Source organism: Micromonospora sp. RTBAU3-60 (assembly GCF_054963695.1).
Map to the genome: position 1 here is coordinate 19223 of NZ_JBUEGB010000076.1, position 11354 is coordinate 30576.

9 protein-coding genes and 1 pseudogene are annotated in these 11354 nt (G+C 69.9%); 4 read left to right on the top strand and 6 right to left on the bottom strand.

Annotated features, from left to right (window positions below; genetic code table 11):
• Nucleotides 1–476: 476 nt before the first annotated feature.
• The gene (locus ACY34I_RS35075; protein ID WP_462759450.1) at nt 477–1094 is read left to right on the top strand and encodes a hypothetical protein; all 618 of its coding nucleotides are present in this window, start codon (nt 477–479) and stop codon (nt 1092–1094) included.
• Between the two features lie 519 nt (nt 1095–1613).
• Here the strand turns inward: ACY34I_RS35075 and ACY34I_RS35080 are convergent.
• The 4 genes from ACY34I_RS35080 to ACY34I_RS35095 form a co-directional block, all read right to left on the bottom strand.
• Nucleotides 1614–3089: a tetratricopeptide repeat protein gene (locus ACY34I_RS35080; protein ID WP_462759451.1), complete on the bottom strand. Its 1476-nt coding sequence runs from the start codon at nt 3087–3089 to the stop codon at nt 1614–1616.
• Nucleotides 3090–3479: 390 nt separating this feature from the next.
• Nucleotides 3480–4727: an ABC transporter permease gene (locus ACY34I_RS35085; RefSeq protein ID WP_462759452.1), complete on the bottom strand. Its 1248-nt coding sequence runs from the start codon at nt 4725–4727 to the stop codon at nt 3480–3482.
• A 157-nt stretch (nt 4728–4884) separates the two neighbouring features.
• On the bottom strand, nt 4885–5589 hold the full coding sequence (locus ACY34I_RS35090; RefSeq protein WP_462759453.1) for an ABC transporter ATP-binding protein: 705 nt from the start codon (nt 5587–5589) through the stop codon (nt 4885–4887).
• A complete protein-coding gene (locus ACY34I_RS35095) occupies nt 5586–6476 on the bottom strand; it encodes an efflux RND transporter periplasmic adaptor subunit (RefSeq protein ID WP_462759454.1) in 891 nt (296 codons plus the stop codon). Before ACY34I_RS35095 ends, ACY34I_RS35090 begins: the two co-directional genes overlap by 4 nt.
• A 547-nt stretch (nt 6477–7023) precedes the next feature.
• Here ACY34I_RS35095 and ACY34I_RS35100 point away from each other — a divergent pair.
• The 3 genes from ACY34I_RS35100 to ACY34I_RS35110 are packed head-to-tail and all read left to right on the top strand — an operon-like array spanning nt 7024 to nt 10297.
• Complete coding sequence (locus tag ACY34I_RS35100) at nt 7024–7617, top strand: hypothetical protein (RefSeq protein ID WP_462759455.1); 594 nt, start codon at nt 7024–7026, stop codon at nt 7615–7617.
• Between the two features lie 17 nt (nt 7618–7634).
• On the top strand, nt 7635–9656 hold the full coding sequence (locus ACY34I_RS35105) for a GAF domain-containing sensor histidine kinase (protein ID WP_462759456.1): 2022 nt from the start codon (nt 7635–7637) through the stop codon (nt 9654–9656).
• The gene (locus tag ACY34I_RS35110; protein WP_148804269.1) at nt 9653–10297 is read left to right on the top strand and encodes a response regulator; all 645 of its coding nucleotides are present in this window, start codon (nt 9653–9655) and stop codon (nt 10295–10297) included. The genes ACY34I_RS35105 and ACY34I_RS35110 overlap by 4 nt, the downstream gene beginning before the upstream one ends.
• A 177-nt stretch (nt 10298–10474) precedes the next feature.
• Here ACY34I_RS35110 and ACY34I_RS35115 read toward each other — a convergent pair.
• Nucleotides 10475–10680 (bottom strand): annotated as a pseudogene (locus tag ACY34I_RS35115) (DUF397 domain-containing protein).
• Nucleotides 10673–11354, bottom strand: a 682-nt coding sequence (locus tag ACY34I_RS35120; RefSeq protein ID WP_462759457.1) for a DUF5753 domain-containing protein, incomplete at its 5' end; no start/stop codon positions are given. The gene ACY34I_RS35120 and the pseudogene ACY34I_RS35115, both read right to left, overlap by 8 nt.

Genomic DNA, 11354 nt, shown 5'->3' on the forward strand with positions numbered 1-11354 from the left:
TGTGCGGACGGGGGTCGTCACGTTGAAGGGTGGTAGCGCGGATCTCGGGCCGCGGGCACTACGGCTAGGCCCTGTCCTGGCCGCCTCCGCGGGAGCGCATGATCGTCTCTGGGCGAATCCGCCGTGATGCGCCAGGAAGCGGGCCGCCATGCCGGCCGGCCCGGCACCTCGCCCGACCTCCTCCTGCCTTCCCTGGCGACAAAGCGGTCTTTGTCATCCGGAGTTCGGACTCCGACGCAATTCCCATGCCTGCCGAGGCGAAGGGCGCGGGCGCATGGACGGGGCAGCTCCACAGGGGACCGGGCGACGTACCCGAACGTCGTAGCCGCTCGGACCTGGGAAAAACGACCTGGTCCGCCGTCACCCGCCCACGACAAAAGCGCACTTTCCCGCCGCCCTATAGACGCCCGTCAAAGCGCTTCTTAATATGATCCCTGCCGTTCGGCGAATTCTCCCCGTCCCTTCAGGAGACAGACTTGATCAGGCATTCGCTTTCACTGGTCGCGGCGGCCGTTCTCGGCCTTTCCGCCGTGGCCGCCCCCGCCCAGGCAGCCCCGGCGCCGGCCCGCGCGGTGGCGCAATCCGACCTGGGCGTCCAGGTCGCCCCCACCGGGTGCACGACGTGGGTGGAGTGGGTCCAGGAGGGCAGTAACAGCTACTACTACGGTCGCGGCAACGTGCAGTGCGCCACCGGCCGGTACAAGGTCAAGCTCCAGTGCCGCAACCTGCAGACAGGCGTGGGATACGTCGTCTACGGCGGCTACGCGGTGAACGCCCCCGGTACGGCCACCACCCAGTGCTACAGCGGGAATGTCGCCGAAGGCGTGTACCCCGTCGAGGACCCGCTGCCCACAGTCGGTGTCACCGGTTGCGTCTCCTGGGCGGAGTGGGTCCACGAGGGGAGCAACCACTACTACGGCCGGGGTACCGCCCAGTGCGACACGGGCGCCTACCGGGTCCAGATCCAGTGCCGCAACGTGCAGACGGGCCAGCGGTACGTCGTCTACGGCCCGACGGTGAATGCCCCCAGCATCTCCACCACCACCTGCAACCGGGGCAACGTCGCGGACGTCGTGTCGGGCGTACCGGCGTGAGGGCTGACGGGCGGCCCTGCACCGCCACTAGATGATTGATGCCTTGAAGATTCAGATGTCGTAGGCGATGAGGGACCGTTCAACGGGCGACGTCATGGAAGGGTGCATCAACGGGCTCGCGCAACATCTAAGCACCGCCGTCTCCCTGCCCAGCCTGTAAACCTGGCAATGGAGAACGCCGGCCCATCGTTGGTGGGCCGGCGTTCCGAAGAGCATCAGACCGGGTCCCGCGATGGCCGTCTCTTACACCACCCGCGCGGACGCGACCAGTTGAACCCGCCCGAATCCGTCCCAGCCAATACTTGACAAATGATCTAGGCAAGCGGTGATAGGCCAGGGTTCGTACTTGCTGCGGTATCTGGATCGTCGCGGAGGAGCGAGCCGCCGCACGCGATCAAGGAAAGTCGATGGCGACGCGCGATGCCGGGGCGAGGGCGTGAAGGTGCCACGGCGTGGATTGTGGCCCGGGCTTGCAAAGGGCAACAGGCCGCACCTGGTACCGCAACGGCAGTCGGGCGGTCAGCCGGCGTAGCGGGGCTCGCTGAGCCGGCGGCGGAATTCCGCGTGAGCGGTCTGGAAGACGTCGTTGAGCCGCTCGAGCTCGTACTCGGTCGGTTCTCGCCGCAGCCCAACATCGATCTTGAAGTCGCCGTCTACGATCGCCACGTCGAGGCGGTCGAGCAGGTCCGCGGGAAGCCTGGTGATGACGAACTCGCGGAACGCATCGGCGATCGTGCCCGCCATGTCGCCGCACCCGCAGGTCCGGCCATCCAGGACCGCACCGAGGTGGCTGCGGCCGATGAGCGCGTCCGGGTGTACGGGATCCATGACGGCCAGGCCCTCCTCCAGGACCGTGCGGGCCTCCGACAGCCGTGCCTCATGCTGCAGGAACAGGCCGAGGGCGACGCAGGCCCGCCCGACCGTGTCATGGTCGGTGCCGCGGCGCGCCTGGCTCACTGCCACGGTCAGGCGTTGCTCCGCCAGGCCCACCTGGCCGGCCTCCTTCAGCGCGAGACCCCAGTTGCGCAGCACCTGACTCCGCAGCTCCGGGCGACCGATGCGCTCCGCCCTCGCGTGCGACGACGCGTACGTGCGCAGCGCCGCCTCGGCATCGCCTGCTTCGTCCTGGGCCATCGCCAAACCGAGCGCTGCCATCAGCGCCTCCTCCTGCCGGCCCTGCCGGTCGTACGAAGCGAGCACGCGCTGGATCGCATCAATCCGCCCCGCCTGGTCACCGAGATCACGGCCGAGGTTTGCCAGCGCGGACAAGGCGTTGAGCGTCGCCTGGTGGTCAATGCCGAGCCGCTCCTCCAAGGTGGCGACCAGGGAGGTGAGCAGGGGCTTGGATGCCGGATCGTCGTGGTCCAGCATCTGGGTGACGACTCGCCCGACCTGCTCGACGACGTCGTCTGGCAGTTGGTGCAGGCCGACGAAGAGTGGCTCGCGGGTGCCACCGGCGTGCACGATCGCCGCTCGCAGCGCCAACGCGGAGGCCACCCGCTCGTGCCCGTTGCGCCACAGGTTGGCCACCGCCTCCTCGACGACCTGCCGGGCACCTGCCACGTTGCCACGCTGCCGCAGCAGGTCCGCCAATGGTTCGAGGCCGAACGCGTACCCGGCATGCTCGCGACCGTAGAAGGCGAGCCGCTCCTGAACGCCCTGGCGTAGCTCCGTCTCGGCCTCGTCGAGTCGTCCGGCCATGCGCAGCGCCAAGCCCAGATTGAGTCGGTAGGTCAACTGGTCCTTGCGGGATTCGTGATCGCGCGGCGTCGCGGAGACGGCGCGGCGGTAGCACTCGATCGCGCGGTCGAGTTGATCGACGTTGAGCAGCACATTGCCGAGGTCGCACTGGGCCGAGGCCCATTCCGGGCTGCCGTGACCGTGTTTGTCCGTGGCAGTCTGGAGCTCGCGGGTCATGAGGTTCTCGGCGTCGCCCATACGGCCCTCCCGCAACAGCGCGAAGGCCATGTCGACCGGAGTGAGGGGTGTCGTCACGGACCGCAAGTTTAGGGCCCGCCTACTGGCGTTCGCGCACCCCTGGGAACACACCGAGCGAGGGCCCGCCCGGCGCGATCAACCAACGATGATCGGACATCCGCATTCTGCCGCCGATCGTGGGCGCTGCCTGCGGGACTTCCGTCAGGGCCTGTTGGGCGCTTGATGCGTCATCGCTTGAGGTCGGCCGTGGCGCCGTACTGGTTGGTGTGGTAGCGGCCGGTCAGCCGGCGGACCGGGCGTGTGGAAAACAACGGCATCGCCGGGAACATGGTCGTTCACGAGGAGGCGACGATCTCGTCGAGGAGCACCTATCGCATGTCGGTTACCCAACCTCGTCTGCCGCGTTGCGCGTGCGTCGGTGCCGGTCTCTCGTACCGGCGCGAGGCTTCAGGCGCGCATGACGGTGGCGATCGGGATGCGGGCGGCGCGGATGGCCGGTATGAGGCCGCCGAGCAGTCCGGCGACCAGGCCGGCGATGACTCCTGCGGCCCCCGCCTGCCAGGGGAACACGAGGTTCTGTAGGAGCTGCTCCCGATCGCCGAACAGCGTGCTGATCGCGGTCAGGCCGAGCGCGGACAGTCCGATGGCGGCGGCCGCGGTGAGGAGGCCGGTCAGGAGTGTCTCCGCGAGGACGATGCCGGCGAGCAACGATCGTGAGGTGCCGACCGCGCGGCGCAGGGCGAACTCTTCGACCCGTTCTCCGACGGTTGCGAGTCCGACGTTGAGGATGCCGGCGACGCCGATGAGGAGGACGAGGCCGGCCATGCCGAGGAAGATCCAGCGGATGAGTGCCAGCTCCTTGGCGATGTCCTTCCGCGCTTGGATCGTTTCGAAGTGGATCTGCTCGGCGGGTATTCCGCTGGCGGTGAGGCGAATGCGCAGCAGTTGTTCCACGTCGCTTGCGGTGGGCGCCAGCATCAGTTGCAGCCCGGGGCCGTAGTCGCCGTTGTTGCTCGCGCGGGGCACCCAGTTCTGTAGCTCGTCGGCTCGGGTGTAGGCGGTGGGCTGCGGATTGCCGTCGTCGATGACGCCGATGATGCGCGGCGTCGGGTTGGCGGTGGCCCCTTCAACCCGCATCTCGGCAGGTACCTGATGGCGCGTGAACCCCTTTGCCGCCTCGAGGTTGATGACGATCCGGGGGGACAGCGACGGCTCGGAGGTGAAGTCCAGCCACTGGCCGGATACCGGCCGGAAGGGCCGGAACTGGCGGATGTCGCCGGTCAGCGCATTGAGGCTCAGCTCGATCGCCTTGCCGGGCACGGGAACGGCCGGAGCGTCGCCGGCTGCCTTCATCGGCTGGCAGTACCCGCGGGGGTCGCAGTACATGTCGCCGCCGCCGGGACCCGCGTACTGTCCGCCGCCCGGCTGGTCGAACGGTGCCGCGCCGGGGTTGACCGGGCCGACGCCCGGCTCGCCGATGATCGCCTGGGTGGTGGAGACCGCGACCGCGTCTTTGCGCCCTTTCAGGGTGTCCTGGCTGATCTGGATGGTGTCGGCGTTACCCGGCAGGTAGGTCTGCCGGGTGCCGTCCTTGCCCATGTGCAGCTCCAGATCAGCCAGCCGGGCGTTTTTGGCGGTCTCGGCGCCGACCTGGACGACCACGACGGCCATCACCCCAAGGAACAGGCTCACCATCGACAGGAGGGTGCGGGTCTTGCGGGCCCGGATGCCCTGACCACCGATGATCAGAGCCGAGCGGAACCGCCCGGAGAATCGGATCATGCGGCCACCCCGCTGCGCTCAGCATCGAACCGCACCGTTCCCGCCTTCGCGTTGTGCCGTGCTGGCCCGCTCACCGAGGCACACTCCTTGTGTCGGTAGCCGGCTGGAGTTTCCCGTCGCTCAGGCGCAGCACCCGCTGCATCTTGTTGGCGTGGTCCCAGTCGTGGGTGACCAGGATCAGGCCACAGCCCCGATCGGTCGCAGCGTGCAACACCTCGATCACCAGGTTGCCCGTCTCCGTGTCCAGGGCACCGGTTGGCTCGTCGGCAAGCAGCAGACGCGGCTCCCGGACGAGCGCGCGGGCGATCGCGACTCGCTGTTGCTCGCCGCCGGACAGGCGGGCCGGCCGGTGCTTGGCGAGATGGGCGATGCCGACCCGGTCGAGGGCCGCCATGGTTCGGGCCTTGCGTTTGCGCCGTGGCAGCCAGCCCTGCCCGTTGACCAGGGCCATCGCCACGTTCTGCGCAGCGGTCAGGTGCTTGAGCAGGAAGAACCGCTGGAACACGAAGCCGAACTCGGCACTGCGCAGAGCTGCCGCCTTCCGTTCCGGCAGCCGGGTGATGTCCCGACCATCCAGCAGATACTGTCCACTGTCTGGCCGGTCGAAGAGACCGATCAGGCTGAGCAGGGTGCTCTTGCCGGATCCCGAGCGACCGACGATGGCCACGCTCTCACCACCGTCGACGGTCAAGTCGGTGCCGTCGAGGATGGTGCGCGGCGCCTTCTGGCCCTTCAGCGTCTTCGTGACGCCGTGGAGCTGCAGCAACGCCGTCATTTCCCACCCATCGGAGCGGGCGGGCCACCCTCTCCGCCGGGTTTGGCGGGTGGGAGGTTGGGGCCAGGGACGGCCACCGTCTCCTCGCCGGCAAGACCGGACTTGATCTGTACGACCTTGCCGTCGCTGAGCCCGAGCACGACATCCCTGGTCTCCCGGCTACCGTCCGGCTTGACCACGTCCACCTTGCCGCGGCCCTGCCCGCCGGCGACCGCTTCGACCGGGAGTACCAGCGCCTTGGTCGCCCTCGCGGTCACCACCTCGAGCGTGGCGCTGGCACCGTTGATCAGCTTCACGTTGGCGGGCGCGGTGCACACCAGGCGCATCCCGGTCGGCTCCGACGGCTCGGTCCTGTCCTGCACGCTTGGGGGCGCCTGGACGACCGGCGGGGCGGACGGCTGGCCGGACGGCGCGGCGGACGGCGGAGTGGCCGGCGGGTCCGGGATGGTGCCGGCGGGCAGAGCGGCGATGGTGCCGAGCACCTTGCACGGGAAAGGCCCGGGGCCGTTCTTGATCTGGGCCTGAACCGTCGCGAGAGCATCCGAGATCTGGTAAGCCTGGGCGCCGTCGATGTCGGCGACGAGCCCGTAGCCGACCTTCTTCGCCGAAACGATGGGCATCCCGGCGCTCACCTTGGAACCGTCGTCCACCAGTCGGCCGGCGAACACCGCACCCGCCGGTACCTCGATGCGGTGCGCCTTGCCGGACGCCCAGACGCTCGCCACCCGCGTCGGCTTGGTCGGCGTGCTCTGCGGCGGCGTGACATCGCGATACCGCACTTGCCCGGCGACCGGGGCCACGATCCCGAATACCGGGTTGATGGTCACCTTCCCGGACAGGCTCACCTTGTTGGCAAGGTCTTGGCGAGTGGGCTGCACAGTGGTCATTGTCGTGCCCCGGGGAGCGAGACCAGGCGTCTCCGCCTGCGCGCTCGGCTCGCTGCAGCCGGTAGCGGCGGTCACAGACATCGCAAGGACGCAGAGTGACAACAGCCTTCGCACCGGTACCCCTAACTCGATCACTCAGGCAAACATCTGACAGGACGCCGGGTTCGGCGATCGGCTGCCCACAGAGTGGGGCGACCGTGGCGACGATCGACCCGCCGAAGACTACCGCCGGCTTTCCTGCCCCGCTGCCCGCCGCGCACCGACTTGTCCTGGCCATCGCAGCGGCGCTTCGACGAGAACGGCGTCCCGTTGCGTCAGCACCAGCACGCTGTGGACGGACGTGCCCGGGATCTCGCCCCGGCGGTTCGCCCACCCGCCGGAACCCGGTCTCCCGGGTCGAGGGGTGCATCTCCCAGTTGCCCTCGGGACACCGGCGACTCCTCGCCGGGGGGAATCTCCCGGCCGGGGTGGGAGGCGTACTCAGGCCACCCGGGAACGCCGCGCCGGACGCTCCTGGCAAGTGTTCCCGCAGAGAGGAGCTTCAGAGATGCGGGTGGTTATCGACCGGCTGGCGCGGGCGCCGCTGGCGGGGGTCGGCTTTGCGATCCTGTTGAGCTCGGTGTTGATTGTCGTGCACCTGCTGTTGGTGCAGCGGATCCAGGCCAGCGGCCAGCCCGAGCCGCCGCAGTGGCTGGGCCGGCTGGTCGGGATGTACTGGGGACTGCTGCCGCTGGCGTTCCTCGCGTTGTGGGCGCGCCGCCGGGACCGGCAGGGCGTACTCGGCCGGATCAGCGCCGCGATGCTGGCCGTCGGGCCCGTGCTCGCGGTGCTCCTCGCGGTGGCAACGGCAGTGTGGGGCGGCCTGCTCGGACGGGGTGACCTGCCCGACTCGGTGATGTGGGTGGAGTCGCTGTTCTACGTCATGATGCTGGGTGTGGTGGTGTCCGGAGTGGCGTTCCTGCTCGACGCGGGGGTGCGCTGGTGGGGAGCGTTCATGGTCGTCGGCCTGCTCAGCGATTTCGTCCTGCCGTTCGCGCTCGCTGCGGTGCTGGGGGTGTTCGGCATTCTGCTGATGGTGAGCGCGGCCCGGTCGGCACGCCGCGGTGCGGGCGTCGAGGCCGCGATCGGCGCGGCGCGCTAGGTGACGGAGGAGAGCTGATGGCCGGGGCTGCGGTGATCGCGGGCACGGGTCGTGCCGTCAGGCGGCTGCCGGTCTCGGCGATCACCGCGGCCACCGCCGTCGCCATCACCCTGGCCGGCGCGGCTCTGACGCTGTCCGCCGGCCGGGCGATGGACTGGGAACTTGTCGGCAATGTCAGCCACGGGCTGGTGCTGGCCGGGGCGGGCTGGTGGCTGACCCGCAGCCCGGCCGGCTGGCGGGTGGGCTGGCTGCTGCTGGGCGCCGGCGCGGCCGACGCGTTCGGGGTGCTCACCGGCGGGTGGGCCGGTGCCGGGTTCCCGGCCGACTGGTTCGGATGGCGGGTGGCGGCCTGGCTGGGGCTGTGGATCTGGGCGCTGTACGTCGTACCGCTGTTCACCGTGCTGCCGGCGATCTTCCCCGACGGCCGGGCGGTGTCGCGGGGCTGGCGGTGGGTGCCGTGGCTCGGCGCCGGGGCGACCCTGCTGACGGCGGTTGCCGCCGCCGTCGAGCCCGGGCCGCTGCCGGTCGGCGGGAACGCCGGCCCGCCCAACCCGCTCGCCGTCCCCGCCGGCGGGGCCCTGATGACTGTCGCAGGCGTCGTGGTCGTCGCGGCCGTCCTGGCGGCGCTGGCCAGCCTCGCCGTGCGTTGGCACCGCGCCGAGCCCACGCAACGCCAGCAGATGAAGTTCCTCTGGTACGCCATCGCGGTCGTCATCGCCGTCGAACTGCTCGGCAAGCTGATGCCCCACCACGTCGCGCAGGCCGGCTACTTCCTGATTCCGTTGCTGCTCGTCGGCGCGATCACGCTGTCGGTACGCAGGTACCGTCTCTACGAGATCGACCCGGTGATCCGCCGTACCGTCGTGTTCGCCGCGCTGACCGCGATCGTGTTCGCGGCCTACATGGGCACCGTCGTCGTGCTCGGCCAGACCGTGGGCCCGTCACCCGGCCTGGCGCTGATCGCATCGGCCGCGGTCGCCGGGCTCGCCGACCCGGCCCGGCGGCGGCTGCAACTACTGGTCAGCCGGTGGCTGTTCGGGCAGCGGGAGGAACCGCTGGAGGCCCTCGCCGGGCTGCGCCAGCAACTGCACGCCGTGGCCGACCCGTCGGAGATCCCGGCCACCACGGCCAGCACGGTCGCGCGGGCGTTGCGCGCCGGGTACGTCTCCATCTCGCTGCTGACCGACGGCGCCTCCGACGAGGTGGCCAGCATCGGCGTAGCGGGTGCGAAGCCGTCCGTGCAGGTGCCGCTGGAGTGGCGCGGCGAGCTGGTCGGGACGTTGACAGTGGGACCACGCACGCCCGGCGAGGCGTACTCCCGGGCCGACCTGGCGCTGCTCGACGAGCTGGCGCACGCCATCGGCTCGGCCCTGCACGCGGTCCGCCTCGCCGAGGAACTGCGCGCCGCGCAGGAGCGGGCGGTCCACGCCACCACCGACGAGCGGCGCCGGCTGCGCCACGACCTGCACGACGGGCTCGGACCGTTGCTGTCCGGCATGGGGCTGGCCGTAGACGGCGTCCGCCGTACCCTGAGCGCGGACAACCCAGTGGCGGACGAGCTGCGAGTCATCGCCGGCCAGGTGCGCTCCGCCGCCACCGCGGTCCGCCGCATCATTGACGCTCTGCCGCCCGCTGCCGTGGCCGACCTGGGCCTGGCCGCGGCGGTCACCGACCACCTTGACCGGTGCGCCGCGCTGCCCGATGCACCCCGGATCAGCTACCACCACACGAACGTGGACGAGACGCGGGTGCCACCCGCCGTCGCCGACGCCGCGTATTTCGTGGTGTTGGAGGCGGTGGCCAACGTCCTGCGGCACGCCCGCGCCTCCACATGTACCGTGACGCTGGCCGGCGGCGGGCGGCTCGCCGTACAGGTCGACGACGACGGGGCCGGCATCGGCGAACGGTACGTGGCCGGCGTCGGCACGGCGTCGATGCGCCGCCGGGTGGGCGAGCTCGGCGGGCAGTTCGAGCTGTGCCGGCGCGGCATCAAGGGCACGACGGTAAGGGCCGTGTTCCCGATGGAGAGCGACGGATGAACGAGCTACGGGTGGTGATAGCCGACGATCACCACGTGTTCCGGATGGGGCTGCACAAGCTGCTCGACAGCGTGCCCGGTATCAGTGTCGTCGGCGAGGCGGCCGACACCGCGGCGACGGTCGCTGCGGTCGTCGAACACGACCCGGACGTGGCCATCATCGACCTGCACATGCCCGGCGGCGGTGGGGTCGAGGCGACCGAACAGATCCGGCGTGCCGAGGTGCGCGCGCGGGTGCTCGTCCTCACCATGCACGCCGACCACGCCATGGTGCGCCAGGCGATCCGGGCCGGTGCCCGCGGCTACCTGCTCAAGGACGCCGAACCCGACGAGATCATCCGAGCGGTGCACGCGGTCCACGCCAACCAGGCGATCCTCGACTCCGCGGTAGCCGACCGGATGTTCGCCGCACTCGCCGACACCAACCCAGCCAACCCGTTTCCGCAGCTCACCGAGCGCGAGTTCGACATCCTGGCCCGGATGGCCGCCGGCCAGTCCAACCCAGCGATCGCCGCCCGGCTCGGGATCAGCCCCAAGACCGTGCAGAACCACGTCTCCAACGTGCTGCTCAAACTCGGCGTCGAAGACCGGGCCCAGGCCGTAGCCCGCGCCCGAGACGCCAACGTCCACCGCCCGACCTGAAGGCACGTCGAGTACTTGAGCCAGGATCGTTGAATCCTGCCCGCAATGAAGTTCGGGCTCGGCGGCGCGCCTCGGGTGCGGCAGCACCTGCAGGCGGGTGCGGAGCTGGTAGTGGTCGTCGAAGGCCGCCACGCCGATGTCATCGCCGGCTTCTGCTGCCGCCGAGGCTCATGTACCTCAGTGGGACTGAAGCCGCGAGGTCTTCAGGGCCGCAGTAAACCTGCGCCAAGCGTCTCTGTCGAAGGACGTCGCGAGGCCGCTGGGGTCTTTGGAATCGCGTACGGCGACGATGCCGGGGAGGTTGGTGGCGACCTCTACGCAGGCCCCGCCGTTGTCGCCGCTGGGGTGCTCTTGCGCCAGACGGCACCGGACAGGTCAGTCATGCCGCATCTCCCCGGTGATTCTCTTGATCATGTCTTTCGACTCTGCCTCGCTGAGGGCAAGCGCATCCAGCCCCTTCCAGACGCGCTCGTACGCGGCCAGCTCGTCGGGCTTGTGAAGGTAAAGCGCCCCGGTTAGCGACTCGCTGTAGACGACGGATGGTTCCGGGGCGGCTCGGCCGCCCTTGGTAGCCGGGAAGTCAAGGATCATGAAGGTGCCGGCCACCGCGCCTGGCTGCGGCCCCGCCGCGAGCGGAAGCACTCTGACGGACACATTCGGCAGGTCGGACAGTCTGAGGAGATGGTCGAGCTGAGCGGTCATCACTGCGGAGCCGCCGACGATGCGTCGGAGTACCGCCTCCGAGAGCACCGACTCCAGCCGTGGAGCTGGGAGCCGTCGCATGAGGAGTGCCTGCCGCTGTAGCCGCACCTGAACAGCGCGCTCGCGCTCTTCGTCGCTTAACGTTCGCCCGAGGCGATAGAGCGCGTGCGCGTACTCCTTGGTCTGAAGGATGCCCGGGATGAGCGACTCGTCGTAGCCGCGTAGACGAGAGGCGGCGGATTCCAGGCCGATGTACAGCTCGAACCAGCTCGGCACCGCGTCCCCGTACGCGTGCCACCAGCCCTTCGACTTCGTCTCGGTGGCCAGTCCCTTCATCGCCTCGGTCATCTCCGCG

Excerpts from the sequence above, each read along its gene's own strand:
- ACY34I_RS35085 (WP_462759452.1), bottom strand. The coding sequence starts at position 4,727 with ATGGTGAGCCTGTTCCTTGGGGTGATGGCCGTCGTGGTCGTCCAGGTC.
- ACY34I_RS35090 (WP_462759453.1), bottom strand. The coding sequence starts at position 5,589 with ATGACGGCGTTGCTGCAGCTCCACGGCGTCACGAAGACGCTGAAGGGC.
- ACY34I_RS35095 (WP_462759454.1), bottom strand. The coding sequence starts at position 6,476 with ATGACCACTGTGCAGCCCACTCGCCAAGACCTTGCCAACAAGGTGAGC.
- ACY34I_RS35100 (WP_462759455.1), top strand. The coding sequence starts at position 7,024 with ATGCGGGTGGTTATCGACCGGCTGGCGCGGGCGCCGCTGGCGGGGGTC.
- ACY34I_RS35105 (WP_462759456.1), top strand. The coding sequence starts at position 7,635 with ATGGCCGGGGCTGCGGTGATCGCGGGCACGGGTCGTGCCGTCAGGCGG.
- ACY34I_RS35110 (WP_148804269.1), top strand. The coding sequence starts at position 9,653 with ATGAACGAGCTACGGGTGGTGATAGCCGACGATCACCACGTGTTCCGG.